This is a genomic window from Vreelandella sp. V005 (assembly GCF_052645115.1).
Window position 1 is genome coordinate 413,270 of sequence record NZ_JBQXYA010000001.1, and the last position, 17,113, is coordinate 430,382.

Genomic DNA, 17,113 nt, shown 5'->3' on the forward strand with positions numbered 1-17,113 from the left:
CAACTCTTAAAGGAAAATTCATGATCCCCAACTCACTCAAACAATTGGTTAAAAGCACGCAGGGTCAGCAAACGGCCCACTGGGAAGGCCGCGATGTAGTGCTTTTCAACATGCCCTGGGGTGAGTTGGTGATCAGCCTACAAGGCGCCCAAGTTCTGCATTTTCGCCCCCACGATGACAGCGACTGGCTTTGGGTGACGCCCATACCACAAGCCCTGCCTGGCGCTATCCGCGGCGGCATCCCGCTCTGCTGGCCGTGGTTTGCCGATGAACGCTATGCCGATGAAAGCCCTAACCGAGATGGCCCCTTCCATGGCTTGGCGCGCCATGCTGGGTGGCGCTTAGACGCGGTCGATGAGCATGCCGAAGGGATTGAAGTGCACCTCTCTCCCGAGCAACGCCTGCACACGCAACTCACCGCACGTTTAGTGGTACAAGCGAACGCGCAACGGCTAAACGTTGAGCTAATTAGTGAAAACACCGGCGAGACGCCCGTTAAAACCAGCGGCGCGCTGCACACCTACCTGGCGGTGGCCGATATTCATCAATGCCGTCTGGAAGGTCTCTCTGGCGCGCGTTATCTCGACAAATTGCGCGATTTTGCGGAAAGTGAACAGCAGGGCACGCTGGCCATTAACGGTGCCGTTGACCGCATTTATCATACCAACGAGGCGGTTCTGCTCAACGATGGCGAGCGCATCCTCCGCATCGGCAAGCAGTCCAGTGACTCCACCGTGGTGTGGCACCCCAACAACGACCTGCCTGGCGACACACCTGCTGAAGCAGCACGCCACTTTGTCTGCGTTGAAGCCGCCAATACGCGCTTAGACCCGGTTTGGCTGGTACCCGGTGCGCAACACTTATTAGGTACTACCCTCAGCCGCGGTTAACCTTCGGTTCATCAACATTTTGCTATTATACGCTCAATCTCTTTTGAGTTAGGGAGTTCCGATGGATCCGCAGCAATGGCTAGAGGCCGCTACGCTAGCCTTTAATTTAATCGGTATGGTGGTCTGTTTAGTCGGTCTTACCCTGGCACAAAAAATGACACGCCGCTGGCCGGGCTACACGCTGGCCGGTGTTGGTTTTTTGATTGCCACTCTACCGATGCTTTCACAGCTACTATTAGTGTTTCGCCAGTGAGACCAGTGAGAGGCAGGCAGCACTGCTTATTTTGAAGAGAGCCGGTTTTGCAGAGAGCGGGGGCCGCGTTAATTTGCTAAGAGCCATAGAGGGATCGAAAGGATGCGTCAGCCGTTAAGTCGCGAACTGAGCAATTTGTTAGAGCGGGGTCGGGATCGCCAGTTGCGCTTAGCGGTAACGGGCCTCTCACAAGCAGGTAAAACCGCTTTTTTGACCTCTCTGGTCAATCAGCTGCGCCATGCGGGCGTAGAGGCGCGTCTCGATTTACTGCCCGCTGCTCGTGAAGGTCGCCTGCTGGGAGCCCAGCGGCTCAACCAGCCCGACCTCGGCGTGCCACGTTTCCCCTACGACCCCGGCATGGCCGCGCTGCGCGATACGCCGCCGCGTTGGCCGGAACCCACCCGCGGCATCAGCGAGTTACGCTTGCAACTGCGTTACCGCCCTGCCCGCAGCGGCTGGTTAACGCCTGAAATAGCGCATCTCACACTGGACCTATTCGATTACCCCGGCGAGTGGTTACTCGACCTGCCGCTGTTGCAGCACGACTTTTATAGCTGGAGTAAAGCCCAAGCCCTGTACGCAGGCGAACAGCGCCGCGGTTTATTCAGTGAATGGCTGTCAGCCGTTGAACAACTCGACCCAGCCAGTGAAGCCGACGAAGCCCAGCTCGCCACCCTGGCAGAAGAGTATGCCCAAGGTCTACGCCGCGCTAAACAGGCCGGCTTTTCCGACTTACAGCCGGGGCGTTTTTTACTGCCTGGTGAGCTGGAAGGCGCTCCGGTGCTGCAGTTTTTCCCGCTGCCACAGCTGAATTCTTCACATCACGCCACCTCGAAAGAAGCACTGGAAGCGTTGCCTGCCAATAGTCTTTACGCAACGCTGGCCGCGCGCTTTCGCTACTACCAGCAACAGGTCGTCAAGCCCTTCTATCGCGATCACTTTCGTCGCTTTGACCGCCAGATCGTATTGGTCGACGTGCTTGGCGCGTTGAACGCTGGGCCGGAACGGTTTGAAGACCTTTCCCATGCGCTGCGCCAACTGATGCACAGCTTTGATTACGGCAAACGTAGCCTGCTGACACGGCTGTTCGCGCCCAAGATTGACCGCTTGGCGATTGCGGCGACCAAGGCCGATCATGTCACTCCCGACCAACACGGCAACGTGGTGCAGCTATTGGAAGCCTTACTGGCAGAGCCATTGAAAGACCTGCGTTTTGCCAATGTTCCGGTCAAAGCGCTTTCATTGGCCTCGATTCGCGCCACCGAAGCTCGCGAAGTGACTCACGAAGGTAAGCGCTCCCCCGCACTGCGCGGTACGACACTGGAAGGCGAAGAGGTGCTGGTCTACCCAGGCGATGTGCCTGCCCGGCTCCCCACTGCCGATTTTTGGCAGCAACAAGGTTTCGATTTCCCTGGCTTTCGCCCGATGCAAGCCACCTCGGAAGCGCTTGATCACATCCGCATGGACGCCGCCATCGACTGGCTGCTTGGAGACAAACTGACATGACCACCCCACAGCCACGGCGCCACTTTACCCTGGATGACACACCGGAAGCGTCGGCGGATGCCGAGGCGCCCTTGCGCCAACGGGAAGGGTTTGCGGGCACCAGCGAGCATCATCCCCTGGCACCGCTTGCTGAAGAGAAGGCGCTGCCAGCTGCCAGTTTAGGCGCGCCACGCAAGCGCCGCTGGGGGCTGCTGTTCGCCCTGGTGGGGGGCGCGGGGCTGGGCACCGCTGAGCTTGCGACCGGAATACCCGACGCACTGGCACAATCTCACTGGCTTGAGATGGCTTGGCAGTTGTTCGGGATCAGCTTGATTGGCTTGGGCGCCTTCTCGTTGCTCAAAGAACTGGGACGTTTGCGCCGCCTGAAACGCCACGATAAATTGCGCGGCGATCTCGCCGAGCTGCCGCTGCGCTCTCCCAAACAGGCTCGGGCGATGGCCGAGCAACTCAGGCGCCAGCTAAAACTCGCCGACGATGATCCCCACTGGCTAGCCTTTCAACGCGCCAGCCAGCCGCACCATAGCGGGGAAGAGATTCAAACACTGCTTCGCTACCACCTGCTGGCGCCACGCGACCGCGAAGCCCAACGCTTGATTACTCGCATGTCGGGGGAAACCGCGATTATGGTAGCCATCAGCCCGTTAACGCTGGTGGATATGGCGCTGGTGGCCTGGCGTAGTTTGGCGATGGTAGATCGCCTCTGCCGCTTGTACGGCCTTGAGCTGGGCTACGCCAGCCGCCTGCGGCTGTTTCGTAACGTGCTGCACAACATGGCCTTTGCCGGTGCCAGTGAACTGGCCACCGACGCTAGCATGGACATGCTCTCGCTCGATTTGGCCGGGCGCCTCTCGGCGCGTGCCGGGCAGGGCTTGGCCACTGGATTGCTAAGCGCACGGCTGGGGCTACGCGCCCAGCGCCTCTGCCGCCCGGTGCCGTTTACCCCTGATGAGCAACCCAAGATCGCCGATCTTCGCCAGGACCTTTGGCGGCAAATAAAGCGGCTTGACAAAGAGACAGTGCCGCAGAATCGCTAAGCGTGTAAACGGCGGCAACCCTCTTTTTGACTACAAGATGGGATTCAACGCTGATTATGCTCATGATGGGGGTTTAACATAGCATTCTCCAATGAGGAGACGTAGTGCATGAATCACCCCAATGAGTCAGAGTCGCCCCCGGCAGGGAGCGACATGCAGACCGACTATGTCGTCGGTCAGGACAATATCAAGGGCCAGTTTGGCCCCATCGGCTTCGACATCCACAACCGTGTGTTCGTTGTCTCCGCGCTTGCCTCGGCTATATTCATCGTCCTCACCCTGCTGTTCCCAGAGCAAGCGGGGAGCACCTTTCAGTCCATTGTTTCTTTCTCGACGGGAACACTGGACTGGTATTTCATGATTCTGGTCGATTTCTTTATTCTGTTCTGCTTAGCGCTGGTGGTTCTGCCTTATGGCTCGGTCAGGCTGGGCGGTGCCGATGCCCGGCCGGATCACAGCTATCTTTCCTGGTTCGCGATGCTATTTACTGCTGGCATCGGTATCGGCCTGCTGTTCTTCGGTGTACTCGAACCGGTTTATCACGCCAACGTCTCGCTGCCCCTGGGCGTCGAGTCTCCGTTTGGGGCTGACGGCGAGTTAAACCCAGCCGCTATTGCTGATGCCAGCGCCTTAGGGCTGGCCGGCACCTATCTCCATTGGGGAATTCATGGCTGGGCAGTGTATGTGATCATGGCGTTAGCGCTGGGTATCTTTACCTATAACAAGGGGCTGCCGTTCTCAATCCGCTCGGCCTTTTTCCCGATTCTCGGCGAGCGCGTCTGGGGCTGGTGGGGGCACGTCATTGATATATTGGCGGTGTTTTCCACTCTCTTCGGGCTGGCGACCTCCCTTGGGCTGGGCGCTCAGCAGGCCAATGCGGGGATGAACTTTGTCTTCGGCCTGGAAGTCAGCACCTTGACGCAGGTCATCGTCATCATTCTGGTCACAGCGGTGGCACTGGTCTCGGTTTGGCGCGGTCTTGAGGGGGGCTTGAAGAAGCTTTCCGAAATCAACATGATTCTGGCTGTTCTTTTCTTCTTTTTCGTGCTCTTCGCTGGGCCCACGCTGTTGGCACTCACCGGCTTCTGGTCGGGGCTCACCACTTATGTCACGGACTTTATTCCGCTTTCCGCCCCCTTTGGTCGTGACGACGATGCCTATCGCCAGTCCTGGACGATTTTCTACTGGGCTTGGTGGATCAGTTGGGCACCTTTCGTAGGGATGTTTATTGCCCGGGTATCACGGGGCCGCACGGTGCGTGAGTTTGTCCTCTGCGTGTTGCTGGTGCCCAGCCTGTTTATCTTTATCTGGATGGGCGTCTTTGGCTCGACGGCCCTTGAACAGCTCTACGCTGACCCGGCAGGCAGCCTGGTGAAAGAGTATGTCATCGACAACTACAGACCCGAGCTTTCGCTGTTCGGCATGCTGAACGAACTACCGTTGACGGGCCTGATGTCGACCCTGGGTATCGTGCTGGCGCTGATCTTCTTTGTCACCTCCTCGGATTCCGGCTCCCTAGTCATCGATACCATCACTGCCGGTGGCAAAATTGATGCTCCGCGGCCACAGCGGATGTTCTGGGCAGTGGTCGAGGGCCTCATCGCGATTGTGCTACTTATCGGCGGCGGCCTGACCGCGCTTCAGGCAGGAGTTACCGCCACCGCTATTCCGTTCTCGATTGTGATGTTGCTAATGTGCTATTCGATCATCAAGGCGCTCAATGGCGAGCTGCGGCTTATCCGTAAGTAAAACCAAACGCTGACGCTTTGAGCTAACCTAAAAAAGGCCCCTTCGCTGATACCAGCAAGGGGCCTGCTATTTTACAGCTGGTACACATTAAACCGCTTAGGCAATACGCTGCTCGGTTTTGGCATCGAATAAAATCGCTCGCCCCATATCTACCCTTAACGCCAGCCGCTCCCCGGCGGCCACCGCGCATTTAGGCCCAACACGAGCCGTCACTTCCTGCTCGCCCAGCGGTAAACGCAGTAAGATATCCGCTCCGGTTGGCTCTACCACCGCTACACTGGCACCCAGGAGTGTTCCTTCGGCTTGAGCCGTTAATCGTTCATCCTCTTCACTGAAGTGCTCTGGTCGCAGACCAAGGATGACCGGCTGATTAAGCCGTTCGGCCATCTCTGCGGCGATGCGCTCCTGTGGCCAGGGCAGCACCAAATCATTCTCGCCCGGTGTGACAATGCGCAGTTGATAACCGCCGTTGTTATCTTCCAGCTTGGCACGAATAAAGTTCATCGACGGCGATCCCATAAAGCCTGCTACGAACATATCCACCGGGTTGTTGTAGACCTCGTCCGGCGTGCCGAGCTGCAAGATATGCCCGTCGCGCATCACGGCAATGCAGTCGGCCAGGGTCATGGCTTCGACCTGGTCGTGGGTGACGTAAACAATGGTGGTGCCCAGGCGCTGGTGGAGCTTTTTGATCTCGGTGCGCATGTCCACGCGCAGCTTGGCATCCAGATTGGAGAGGGGCTCATCAAACAGGTACACCTTGGGCTCCCGGGCAAGCGCACGTCCCATCGCCACCCGCTGGCGCTGCCCACCAGAGAGCTGGGCTGGTTTGCGATCCAGCAGATGGGTAATCTGCAGTAGATCGGCCACCCGCTCCACGGCCGCCTCCCTTTCGGGTTTAGGCACCTTACGCATCTCCAGCCCGAAGCTGATGTTCTGGCGAACGGTCATGCTTGGGTAGAGCGCGTAGGACTGAAACACCATAGCGATGTCCCGATCTGCGGGGGTACGCCAAGTCACGTCTTCACCATCGATATAGATATTGCCAGAGGTCACCGGCTCAAGCCCGGCAATGGCATTCATCAGTGTGGACTTACCGCAGCCCGATGGGCCGACCAGAATCAGAAACTCGCCGGAATCGATCGAAATGCTGACATCTTTGAGCACCCGCTCGCTACCAAACTCTTTGCGCACGTTGTGGATTTCTAACGCTGCCATAATGAAAATCCTATTTTTGTTAGGCTTTTAAAATAACTAACCTTTAACCGAGCCTGCTGTCAGCCCGCGCACAAAATATTTCCCCGCCAGCACGTACACCACCAGAGTGGGCAGCGCGGCAATCATGGCCGCTGCCATATCCACGTTGTACTCGCGTACGCCGGTGGAAGTGTTCACCAGATTGTTGAGCGCCACGGTAACGGGCTGGGTGTTGTGGGCCGAGAACGCCACCCCAAACAGGAAGTCGTTCCAGATTTGGGTGAACTGCCAAATCACCGACACCACGATAATCGGGGCGGAAACCGGCAGCAGAATGCGCCAGAAGATGCGAAAAAAGCCCGTGCCATCCAACTTGGCCGCTGATACCAGCTCATTGGGAATACCTACATAAAAGTTGCGGAAAAACAGCGTGGTAAAGGCGATACCAAAGACCACGTGAACCAGGATCAACCCGGCGCGGGAGCTGGAAATCCCCAGCCAGCCGAGGGTCTGCGCCATGGGCAGCAGCACCACCTGGAAGGGAATAAAACAGCCAAACAACATCAGCGCGAAAACTAATTCAGAGCCTTTGAAGCGCCACTTGGTCAACGCGTAGCCGTTGAGAGCGCCAATGGTGGTGGAAATCAGTACCGCGGGAATCACAATCGCAAAGGAGTTCCAGAAGTAGCCGCCAACGCCATCACAGCGCATCCCAGTGCAGGCTTCGCCCCAGGCTTTCGTCCACGGCGCCAGGGTCGGGTTTTGCGGGAATGAGAGCAGCGACCCGGCGCTGATTTCGCTCAGCGGTTTCACCGAGGTCATCAGCATGACTATCAGTGGCAGGACATAGAACAACGCGGCAAGGAACAGCACACCGTAAAGCAGGCCACGGGCCAGCCGCGCAGTGGGCGTCTGACGACGAATCACATTAGCCATGCTTGCGGCTCCTTAATTCGGAGTAGAGATAAGGAATCAAAATCGCCAGCACGCCGCCCAACATCAGCATGGCACTGGCCGAGCCCAAGCCAATCTGCGCCCGGGTAAAGGCGTGAGCGTACATAAAGGTGGCGGGTAAGTCGGTGGCGTAGCCCGGCCCGCCGCCGGTGAGTGCCACGACCAAGTCAAAACTCTTGATGGCAATATGGGCCAAAATCATCACCGCGCTAAACACCACCGGGCGCAGGCAAGGCATCACTACGCGCCAATAAATCCGCGGCAGGCTGGCACCATCCAACTGGGAAGCTTTGACAATACTGTCGTCGATACCCCGCAGGCCGGCTAAAAAGAGCGCCATCACAAAGCCTGACGCCTGCCATACGGCGGCAATCACCAGGGTATAAATCGCCATATCCGGGTCAGTGATCCAATCAAAGCGAAACGACTCAAAGCCCCAACTCTGGACCATGGCCTGGATACCCAACTGCGGATTGAGTAGCCACTTCCACACCACCCCGGTCACGATAAACGACAGCGCCATGGGGTAAAGGTAGATCGTGCGCAGCGCGCCCTCTTGGCGAATTTTCTGATCAAGTAGAATGGCCAGCAGCGAGCCAATCACCAGGCAAATCACCACGAACAGCACGCCAAAAATCATCAGGTTGGTTGAGGCGACCCACCAACGCTCATTGGCCATCAGGCGTGAATACTGGCCAAAGCCGACAAAGTCGTAGCTGGGCAGCATGCGCGAGCTAGTCAGCGAGAGCACAAACGTCCACAGCATGAAGCCGTAAACAAAGAACAGCGAAATGGCCACCGACGGTGCCAGCACCAAGCGCGGCAGCCACGCTTGCAAACCACCGGATGGCGTCGACCGCTTAGCGACAGCCCCTAAAGTCGTCGCAGAGGTATTTTTCATGGGTAGGGAATCTCTCATGGAGAAGTATCCTTGCCAAGCAGCATAGTGTCCTTGCCAAGCAGCATAGTATCCTTGCTAAGCAACATAGTGTCTGTGCTAAGCAAAATAGGCGCCGCCGTTGCAGCGGCGCCTGGAGAACGCTAACGTTAGAAAAGCCTAGAAAGAGGCCGCTTCGGCGGCGCTCACCATACGTTCTGCTGCTTCTTCAGCGGGCATATCGGCGTCGTTGAAGTAGTTGGTTACCACATCGAAAATGGCGCCCTGTACATCCGCACGCACGGCCATGCCGTGAGCCATACTGGGCACTAAGCCACCCTCTTCAGCGGTGCGTTGGAAATCGGCCAACGATTGCTGGGCACAGCTATCGAATTCACTCATGTCCAGGTCTGGCCGCGCCGGAATCGAGCCCTTGGCAAGGTTAAACGCTTCCTGGAAAGTAGGTTCAAGTACCAATCGGGCAAGCGCCTGTTGCGCTTCACGCTCTTCATCGTCGGTGACCCGGAACATGGCTAGGCTATCAATGTTAAAGGTGAACGCATCTTCGGTGCCCGGTGCCGCCGCACAAAGGTAATCTTCCCCGGCGGTCAGCCCTGCCGCGGTGAATTCTCCTTTCGCCCAATCGCCCATCAGTTGAAAGCCTGCCACTCCATCGATCACCATGGCCGTGGCAATGTTCCAGTCGCGTCCGGGCATGCCTTCATCCATCAGTTCACGCGTACGCTTGAAATCCTCAAGTGCGGCGATCATCTGTTCGCCACCCAACGCTTCTGGGTCTAGCTCTACCAACGCCTGCTGATAAAAATCGCTGCCCTGGCCACCTAGCAATACACTTTCGAATACCGTTGCGTCCTGCCAAGCCTGGCCGCCGTGAGCCAGCGGTACGAAGCCGGCTTCGCGGATCGCTTCGCCTGCCTCGAATAACTCATCCAACGTGGTGGGCATCTCCACCCCTGCCGCTTCCAGCACTTCCGGGTTGGCCCACAGCCAGTTGACCCGGTGGACGTTGACGGGCACCGCCACGTATTGATCGTCGTAACGCATGATCTCTGCCACGACCTCCGGCAGCAGTTCGTCCCAGCCTTCGGCGTCGGCAACGCCGTTCAAGTCACCCAGCAGACCCAACTCGCCCCACTCCTGAATCTCGGGACCTTTGATCTGGGCCGCTGAAGGCGGGTTGCCCGACATGGCACGAGACTTAAGCACCGTCATGGCGGTTTCACCACCGCCACCGGCCACGGCAAAGTCCTGCCAACCGTAGCCTTCGGCTTCCATTAATTCTTTAAGCACATTGGCGGCGCGAGCTTCACCACCGGAAGTCCACCAGTGCAGCACTTCGACTTCATTCGCTTGAGCGGTACTGGCGAGCGCGGCACCTGCCAGAGCAAGCGCGAGGGTTGTCTTCTTAAACGTCGACATGGAGTCACTCCTTATATTGTTATTGTCCTCTCGGACATGCGACCTCCATGAGATTACGCCAAGGGCTGCGTCAACGGGAGTTACCGAGTACTGCAAAGTATTGGCGGTTTATTACAAACCTGTAATAGTTTTCTGGCGGGGTAGCGTGAGCGTTACCCTCAGTCCGCCCTGGGCATGGTTGGCAAGTTGAATATCGCCGCCGTGAGCACGAGCAATATGCCGGGCGATCCCAAGCCCCAGGCCACTACCGCCAGTGTGTCGGCTGCGTGAGGGCTCCAGGCGCACAAAGGGCGAAAACACTCGACCCAGCTGCTCTTCGGGGATGCCGGGGCCGTGATCGCGAATGTGCAGGGTGACCGCGTTACCGTGATCAACGAGCTCTACCTCGGCCTGTTTACCATAGAAAACTGCATTCTCAAGCAGGTTTGCAAGACAGCGTTTAAGCGCTAAGGGTTTAGCGATCAGCGGCGGGATAGAGGGAGTTCCTCTAATCTCGATAGTGACCTTACCCCCCTGAAGGCTAAGCGCTTCGGCGAGCTCTTCAAGCAGGCGCGGTAGATCAACGGAGGCTGGCTCTTCGTGCAGATCCAAGCCTTTTACCGAGGCTAAAGCGCCTTTAACGAGGCTGTCCAGCTCATCCAATGAAGTGCAAAAGCGCTCGCGCTGGTGGTCATCTTCGAGCATCTCAGCGCGCAGGCGCATGCGAGTTAACGGCGTTTTTAAATCATGGGAAATCGCTGAGAAGAGCCGCTCGCGCTCCTCAATCTGCTCGCGGATGCGCCGCTGCATCCGGTTGAACGCGACGGCAGTGGCGGCGACCTCTTTGGGGCCGCTCTCTTTGAGCGGCGGCATATCTAGATCATCCCCCAACTGATTGGCTGCCCGTGAAAGCCGCGCCAATGGTCGGGTCACGCTGGTGATACCCAGTAGCGAGAGCGCCAGCACGCTCAGCAGCACCAGTAGCCCGACCAGCAAACGCTCCTCAGAGAGCCAGCGATAGCCGCTGAAAATATCCGGTACGCCCAAGAGCGTGGCCACATATAGCCAAGTGCCCGGGGCAAGCTCCAGTTGCACGACCAGAATCGGTGGCGAGAGCGGTTCCATCAGCAGGCTATGCTGCCCCCAGCGCGGCGGCAGATCATAGAGCAGCACTTCGTTATTCAGCACCCGCAGGTTTTCCGGGCGGGAGAACTCGACAATCACATCATCGATGTTGAGCTGCTGGGTGAGTACCGAACGTACGTTGTTCACCACCACCTCTTTCTCCGGCCCCACGCCGATATCGTCAATGGTGAGCCTGCGCTCGTTAACGCTGACGAAAAAACGTGTGCCGCCCATATTACGTAGTTGATCGAGCACGATATGGCGATAGTCCACAGGCAGTGAGCGGAAAAACTTCATGGTGGAGGCGATGCTAAACGCCATATTGGTGGACAGCTCATCCAACTGTGCCAAGTGACTGGAGCGCACCTGGGACGTCCAGATCGCATAGCTGGCCCCTTGGGCGACCAACACACCGGCGATCATGATGATCACAAAGCGCCCGCGCAGTGACGCCGGCAGCCAGCGGGCCACTCGTCTGGATAAGCGTTGCCGGGTATGTGCCCAACCCCTTCGGCTCACGTTAATGCATCGACCTGGGCGGTTAATACGTAACCTGCCCCGCGCACCGTACGAATCAGTTGCGAGTGCTGAGCATCTTCACCCAGCCGTTGGCGCAGGCGGCAAACGTGGACATCTATGGAGCGATCAAGCGGCGGCGCATCGCGACCTCGGGTAAGCGCATAGAGATCATCCCTTGTCAGCACTTTGGTCGGGTGCTCTAAAAATACCTGCAGTAGCTGAAAATCAGCCCCTGAAAGCGCGGCGCGTTCCCCCTGCATATCAATCAGCTCGCGGGTCATGCGGTCGAGTTGCCAATCGCCAAAACTGACCCAGCGCGCCTGCCCCGCAGGCAACTCTGGCGGCGCGCTGCGGGTGCGTCGCAGTACCGCTTTGATGCGCGCCAGCAATTCACGAGGGTTAAACGGTTTGCTTAAGTAGTCATCGGCACCCAGTTCAAGCCCAAGAATACGATCGGTCTCATCGGCACTGGCGGTCAGCATAATGATCGGCACATCGCTTTGCTTACGAACGTCTCGGCAGATGGTAAAGCCGTCGTCCCCGGGCAGCATTAAATCGACAATCAGCAAGTCAGAAGTATATTCCGCGCGCAGCGAATGCAGCGTTTGGGCACTGTACGCTGTAAATACCCGGTAACCGTGCCGCCCCAGGTAGTCCGCGAGCAGTTCACAAATTTCCGGGTCATCGTCGACCACAATCAAGGTAGCGGGGGTTGTCGTCATCGCAGCGGGTTTAGCCCTACACTATTGTCGTTATTGGGCTTTGATGATGGTGGAGACGCTAAATAGTAGCAATACCGCTACGACCAAGGTTGCATTAGCACCGTGAACTATAGCGCTTAAAGCCCAAACCGCTCGCGCAACAGCACAGCCACGGCCGCTTCGCCGTGATGGCCTATCTGGCGCGCGGCACTCAGATGCCCGGCCATCTCCGGATGCGAGTTCAGCATGAAGTGCGGCTCGCCCACTAGGCTCAACATCTCAACATCGTTGAGATTATCGCCAAAAGCCAAACAATGTTCAGGCGCAATCGGAATACGTTTGAGCAAGGCCGACAGCGCCACACCTTTGTTAACACCTCCTGCCATAATTTCCAGCGAATCGCTGGTTGAGTAGGTTACGTGCAGCGAGCCGTCACTGAACTCCCGAATCGCAGTCTCGATCTTGAAAAGCACATCAGGATGCCCGCCGTAGAGAATCTTGCCGATTCCCTCGGTTGGCATCTTCTCGGGAGGCACGACCTGATAGACAAAGCCTGTGGCGGCGTGCATTTCCAGGTGGCTCGGCGACTCGGCATCGATGTACCAAGCGTCATCCAGATACAGACTCAAACGCACACTATCTGGACGTGGCAGCTGGATCAGGAACGCTGCCTGCTGGGGATCTACATGGTTGGCATCCAACAACTGATCGTCAGGGTCGTGAGTATAGGCACCATTACTGCTGATCAGATGAGCGGGCACGGCGAGCTGATCCCTGAACACTCGCATGTCAATATAATGGCGGCCCGAGGCGAGCACTAACTGATGCCCGTGTTTCACCAGTGTTCTCAGTACCTCAATAGTGTCTGCGTGTAATCGATGATCGCTGCCCAGCAACGTGCCATCCAAGTCAGAAACAATCAGTCGAGGTGTCATAGTGCGCTCCATCGGTATAGGTATTTAGCTTAACTGATTCTTTTGAGCGCATGTAAGCCTTTGACTCGCAGTCACCATCCTCAACTTCCTATGGTGACAATTGGCGCGGCCTGCGGGAATCCGTATAGTGGCACCCTAACTCTCGCCAACTGATTGAGCTCATGCTTCAGAACAACGCCATGCTTGCCCAGCTCAAGCAACAGATTCGCCAAACCACCCCTCGTGCTGAAGGGGTGATCAAAGCCACCGACAAAGGTTTCGGTTTTCTCGAAACCGACGACGGTGAATCCTATTTCGTGCCACCGCCCGCCATGAAGCAAGTGCTTCACGGTGACCGTGTAGAAGCAGTTATCCACGAAAACGGTGACAAAAAATCGGTTGAGCCTGAAAAGCTGATTGAAGCCGGGCTGGATCGGTTTGTGTCCCGCGTTCAGAAGCGCGAAGGTCGTCTGGCCGTGGTGCCCGACCATCCGTCGATTAAAAACGTTATCAAGGCGCGTATTAAGAACAACCTTGATGAAGAGAGCATTGCTGACGGCGACTGGGTCGTCGCACGCTTGGTGCGTCATCCGCTGAAAGCCGATGACCGCGCATTCTTTGCCCAGATTGATGAGCTGGTCGCTAAAAGCGATGACCCGGCAGTGCCCTGGCGCGTCACCCTTGCCCGCCATGCGCTGGAGCAAGAGTGCCCCGATGCAGGCACCGACTGGCCGCTGTTGGATGAAGGCCTCACTCGTGAAGACTTAACCGCCACGCCCTTCTTCACTATCGACGGGGAGAAGACCCGTGATATGGATGACGCGCTACACATTGCCACGCGTGCTGAAGGCGGCTGGCAGTTGAGTGTCGCGATTGCCGACCCAACGGCTTATGTGGAAGAAGGCCATGCGGCAGATTTAGAAGCCCGCACTCGCGCTTTCACCGTTTACCTGCCCGGCCAGAACGTCACCATGCTGCCCGAGCAGCTAGCGGATGATCTCTGCTCGCTGTGGGAAGATAAAGAGCGCCCCGCACTGGCGTGTACGCTGGATATCAATGCCGACGGCAGCCTGGGCGAGTATCGCTTTTTTGCGGCGAACGTTAAATCCCACGCCAAGCTCGTTTACGACAATGTCTCCGACTGGATCGAAGGCCAAGGCGATTGGGCACCCGCCGATGATATTGCCGAGCAGTTGACTGCGCTACGTGATTTGACCGAGGCGCGTACCGCTTGGCGCAACGAACACGCACTGGTGTTTAAAGACCGCCCCGACTACGTGTTTGATCTTGACCCTGCTGGCAACGTATTGGCGGTGCGCACCGAAGAGCGCCGCATTGCCAATCGTATGATCGAAGAGTCGATGATTGTGGCTAACGCCTGCTGCGCGGACTTCCTGGCCCAACACATCGGTCACGGTATCTTTAACGTGCATCGTGCGTTCGAGCCCGAGAAAGCCGAAGCCGCCCAGGAATTCCTGGCAGGCCAGGAGATCGTGGTCGAACGCGAAGCGCTGACCGAGCTTGCCCGCTACACCGAACTGAAGCGTGCGCTGGAAAGCCGCGATGATGCTTGGTTGGATGCGCGCCTGCGTCGCTTCCAGGGCTTCACCATGATGTCCGCACAGCCTGGCCCGCACTTTGGCCTGGGCCTGGCCGCCTACGCGACCTGGACCTCGCCGATTCGTAAGTATGGCGATATGGTTAACCACCGCTTGATCAAACGCGTACTGAAAGGCGAACAGGCCCCCGCCGAAGCCACCCAGCAGCTCACCGAGCAGCTGACGGAGCGCCGCCGCCTGAACCGCATGGCCGAGCGCGACGTCAAAGACTGGCTCTACGTGCGCTACCTCACGCCTGCCGCACAGAACCAGGATACGTTTGAAGCCGAAATTATGGCTATCAATCGCGGCGGTATGCGCGTTCGCCTGCTGGAAAATGGCGCGACGGCGTTTGTGCCTGCTCCCTTGATGCACAGTGACCGCAGCAAAGTGGTGATTGATGATAAAGAGGGACGGATCCAGATCGAAGGCGAAGAGCGCTACAAGCTTGGCGACCCGCTTCGCGTTATCTTGACCGAAGCCCGCGAAGAGACCCGCTCGCTGGTAGCTAAACCCGCTGCGTAAACTGTATTTGTTGACTTACAGTAACCGACAACGGCGCCTTAGGGCGCCGTTGTTGTATGTATCGTTCTGGCGGTATGTTGACCAGCCTGTCGGATTCACCTTCCAGCGGGATAAACGCACGCATTAGATGATTAAAACACCGCCTGTGGGGCTCTCGAAGGTAAGGTCATGGCAGGCGTGTTTGCTGATAGCTGATTCAGCTTCGCGTCATCAATTTGAAAAGCCGCTACTAGTTCGCGAAGTCGCCCAGCCTGTTCCTCTAGCGAAAATGCTGCGGTCGTCGACTGTTGAACCAGCGCACTATTTTGCTGTGTCGTTGAGTCCATTTCAGTGATCGCCGTATTAATCTGCTCGATACCACTACTTTGCTCGCGGGTAGCCGAGGACACCTCAGCCATTAGCAGGGCGAGACGTTGGATCATCGTTTCCGTTTCTCCTATGGTCGTTGCTCCTCGCTCCGCTTGATCAGAACACAGCTTTATTTTGTTGCGCGTATCATCCAGCATGCCGCGAATTTCGCTGGCTGACGCGGCACTGCGGCTTGCCAGCGAACGAACTTCCGTTGCCACTACCGCAAATCCACGACCTTTCTCACCCGCACGCGCCGCTTCCACGGAGGCGTTCAGGGCCAGAATATTGGTTTGAAAGGCAATCGCATCGATGGCTTCGACAATCTTATTCATACTGAGTGAAGCCGCCGTCACTTCGCGCATCAGCTCCACGCTGCGTGCAACTTCTTCGCCGCCATTGTTCATCTGCTGTGACGAAGCATGGGCCAGCGTATCAGCCTCTTTGGTCGAATCGCTGTTTTGGCGAACCGTTGCCGTCATCTCTTCCATGCTGGAAGCCGTTTCCTGCAAGGCAGCTGCTTGCTGCTCAGTACGAGAGGCAAGCTCCTGCCCGCCTTGGGCAATCTCATTGGCACCGTGCAAGACATTTTCGCTGGAATCACGTAGTGAGGCGACCAGCGACGTAAGCTCTTTGCTCATGTGAGCCATCGAGCTCAATAGCTGTGCTGTTTCATCACGCCCTGTTGCTACGATATCGTGTCGCAGATCTCCTTCTGCTACGCGCTGGGCAACCTCAACGGCCCGTCGCAAAGGCATTACTATGCTGCGCGTAATAGCAGTGGCCAGCGCCAGCGCCATCAACAACGCCGCCCCCGCGAAGATACAAAGTTGCCAAATGGCCAAACGATATTCGGCATCTATTGCCTCATTAGCAAGCTTTACTCCCGCATCAGCCACTAGGCTAATTTCATCAGCCAATTCCTCAAGCTGGTAGATACTATCTTTATGCTCACCGAAAGCTTGATTGGCTTGAGAGGTTTCGGTAATACCGCCCTGTTCAATTTGACGATAGACCGTCATAAATCCTTCTTCATACCCCTGGAGGGCGCTTTCTGCCTGTTGATACAGCGCATTGAGGCTATCATTATCGGCAATTTGGCTTCCTGCTTGGAAGGCAGCCTGAATTTCCTCGGTGGACGCCACCCAACGCTGCTGATAGTCCACTACCCGCTCGGGACTATTGATATTGATAAAGATATCCTTTTCAAAGCGTCGCGCTTGCAGAGAAAGACGCTGAATTTCCGCTGCATTGCTTGCTAGCGCTACATCCGTGTCCAAGGTTTTTTGGGCAGTATCCTTGGTAAAGGTGATACCCATAATTCCCGCTATTAAAGTGCCCAAAAGAAATAGCGATACCAGGCCAAAAGCCAGTGCGAGCCGTGTACCGATCTTGAACCGTGAAAGCATGGAAACTTCCTAATTAGTAAGAGAGGTATAATTGTCGGCATAAAGGCTTTCAACTTTAGTTCTATAGTTAAACAGTTATTACTAATTCAAATATT

The 17,113-nt window shown here is 56.9% G+C and carries 14 protein-coding genes; 6 read left to right on the plus strand and 8 right to left on the minus strand.

What is annotated here, in order from left to right; all coding sequences use genetic code 11:
- The first annotated feature begins 20 nt into the window (after window positions 1–20).
- From ACUN8H_RS01900 to ACUN8H_RS01920, 5 genes are all read left to right on the plus strand, one after another.
- Window positions 21–890 carry a D-hexose-6-phosphate mutarotase gene (locus ACUN8H_RS01900; RefSeq protein WP_445530490.1) on the plus strand — a complete coding sequence of 290 codons (870 nt, stop codon included), beginning with the start codon at window positions 21–23 and terminating at the stop codon, window positions 888–890.
- A 61-nt stretch (window positions 891–951) separates the two neighbouring features.
- Window positions 952–1,143 (plus strand): hypothetical protein, encoded by a 192-nt coding sequence (locus tag ACUN8H_RS01905; RefSeq protein WP_295708567.1) that lies wholly within the window; start codon window positions 952–954, stop codon window positions 1,141–1,143.
- Window positions 1,144–1,245: 102 nt separating this feature from the next.
- Window positions 1,246–2,649 (plus strand): YcjX family protein, encoded by a 1,404-nt coding sequence (locus ACUN8H_RS01910; RefSeq protein WP_445530491.1) that lies wholly within the window; start codon window positions 1,246–1,248, stop codon window positions 2,647–2,649.
- Window positions 2,646–3,683, plus strand: a complete 1,038-nt coding sequence (locus ACUN8H_RS01915; protein WP_445530492.1) for a YcjF family protein — start codon at window positions 2,646–2,648, stop codon at window positions 3,681–3,683. Before ACUN8H_RS01910 ends, ACUN8H_RS01915 begins: the two co-directional genes overlap by 4 nt.
- Before the next feature lie 108 nt (window positions 3,684–3,791).
- Complete coding sequence (locus ACUN8H_RS01920; protein ID WP_445530493.1) at window positions 3,792–5,432, plus strand: BCCT family transporter; 1,641 nt, start codon at window positions 3,792–3,794, stop codon at window positions 5,430–5,432.
- Between the two features lie 96 nt (window positions 5,433–5,528).
- On the opposite strand, the gene ACUN8H_RS01925 is transcribed toward ACUN8H_RS01920, so the two are convergent.
- The 7 genes from ACUN8H_RS01925 to ACUN8H_RS01955 form a co-directional block, all read right to left on the minus strand.
- Entirely contained in the window at window positions 5,529–6,650 is a 1,122-nt protein-coding gene (locus ACUN8H_RS01925) for an ABC transporter ATP-binding protein (RefSeq protein WP_445530494.1), read from the minus strand.
- A gap of 36 nt (window positions 6,651–6,686) precedes the next feature.
- Complete coding sequence (locus tag ACUN8H_RS01930) at window positions 6,687–7,565, minus strand: carbohydrate ABC transporter permease (protein WP_445530495.1); 879 nt, start codon at window positions 7,563–7,565, stop codon at window positions 6,687–6,689.
- Window positions 7,558–8,484, minus strand: a complete 927-nt coding sequence (locus ACUN8H_RS01935; RefSeq protein ID WP_445531069.1) for a carbohydrate ABC transporter permease — start codon at window positions 8,482–8,484, stop codon at window positions 7,558–7,560. Before ACUN8H_RS01935 ends, ACUN8H_RS01930 begins: the two co-directional genes overlap by 8 nt.
- Before the next feature lie 156 nt (window positions 8,485–8,640).
- Window positions 8,641–9,900, minus strand: a complete 1,260-nt coding sequence (locus ACUN8H_RS01940; protein ID WP_445530496.1) for an ABC transporter substrate-binding protein — start codon at window positions 9,898–9,900, stop codon at window positions 8,641–8,643.
- A gap of 111 nt (window positions 9,901–10,011) precedes the next feature.
- Window positions 10,012–11,523, minus strand: a complete 1,512-nt coding sequence (locus ACUN8H_RS01945) for an ATP-binding protein (protein WP_445530497.1) — start codon at window positions 11,521–11,523, stop codon at window positions 10,012–10,014.
- Complete coding sequence (locus ACUN8H_RS01950) at window positions 11,520–12,245, minus strand: response regulator (RefSeq protein ID WP_445530498.1); 726 nt, start codon at window positions 12,243–12,245, stop codon at window positions 11,520–11,522. The genes ACUN8H_RS01945 and ACUN8H_RS01950 overlap by 4 nt, the downstream gene beginning before the upstream one ends.
- 116 nt (window positions 12,246–12,361) lie before the next feature.
- Window positions 12,362–13,159, minus strand: coding sequence for an HAD family hydrolase (locus tag ACUN8H_RS01955; RefSeq protein WP_445530499.1), 798 nt, complete (start codon window positions 13,157–13,159; stop codon window positions 12,362–12,364).
- 161 nt (window positions 13,160–13,320) lie between these two features.
- On the opposite strand from ACUN8H_RS01955, the gene ACUN8H_RS01960 reads away from it, so the two are divergent.
- A complete protein-coding gene (locus ACUN8H_RS01960; RefSeq protein WP_445530500.1) occupies window positions 13,321–15,261 on the plus strand; it encodes an exoribonuclease II in 1,941 nt (646 codons plus the stop codon).
- Between the two features lie 131 nt (window positions 15,262–15,392).
- Here the strand turns inward: ACUN8H_RS01960 and ACUN8H_RS01965 are convergent, their stop codons facing one another.
- Complete coding sequence (locus tag ACUN8H_RS01965) at window positions 15,393–17,018, minus strand: methyl-accepting chemotaxis protein (protein ID WP_445530501.1); 1,626 nt, start codon at window positions 17,016–17,018, stop codon at window positions 15,393–15,395.
- Between the last annotated feature and the right edge of the window lie 95 nt (window positions 17,019–17,113).

Coding starts and splice junctions, on each gene's coding strand:
- ACUN8H_RS01900 (WP_445530490.1), top strand. CDS start 21: ATGATCCCCAACTCACTCAAACAATTGGTTAAAAGCACGCAGGGTCAG.
- ACUN8H_RS01905 (WP_295708567.1), top strand. CDS start 952: ATGGATCCGCAGCAATGGCTAGAGGCCGCTACGCTAGCCTTTAATTTA.
- ACUN8H_RS01910 (WP_445530491.1), top strand. CDS start 1,246: ATGCGTCAGCCGTTAAGTCGCGAACTGAGCAATTTGTTAGAGCGGGGT.
- ACUN8H_RS01915 (WP_445530492.1), top strand. CDS start 2,646: ATGACCACCCCACAGCCACGGCGCCACTTTACCCTGGATGACACACCG.
- ACUN8H_RS01920 (WP_445530493.1), top strand. CDS start 3,792: ATGAATCACCCCAATGAGTCAGAGTCGCCCCCGGCAGGGAGCGACATG.
- ACUN8H_RS01925 (WP_445530494.1), bottom strand. CDS start 6,650: ATGGCAGCGTTAGAAATCCACAACGTGCGCAAAGAGTTTGGTAGCGAG.
- ACUN8H_RS01930 (WP_445530495.1), bottom strand. CDS start 7,565: ATGGCTAATGTGATTCGTCGTCAGACGCCCACTGCGCGGCTGGCCCGT.
- ACUN8H_RS01935 (WP_445531069.1), bottom strand. CDS start 8,484: ATGAAAAATACCTCTGCGACGACTTTAGGGGCTGTCGCTAAGCGGTCG.
- ACUN8H_RS01940 (WP_445530496.1), bottom strand. CDS start 9,900: ATGTCGACGTTTAAGAAGACAACCCTCGCGCTTGCTCTGGCAGGTGCC.
- ACUN8H_RS01950 (WP_445530498.1), bottom strand. CDS start 12,245: ATGACGACAACCCCCGCTACCTTGATTGTGGTCGACGATGACCCGGAA.
- ACUN8H_RS01955 (WP_445530499.1), bottom strand. CDS start 13,159: ATGACACCTCGACTGATTGTTTCTGACTTGGATGGCACGTTGCTGGGC.
- ACUN8H_RS01960 (WP_445530500.1), top strand. CDS start 13,321: ATGCTTCAGAACAACGCCATGCTTGCCCAGCTCAAGCAACAGATTCGC.
- ACUN8H_RS01965 (WP_445530501.1), bottom strand. CDS start 17,018: ATGCTTTCACGGTTCAAGATCGGTACACGGCTCGCACTGGCTTTTGGC.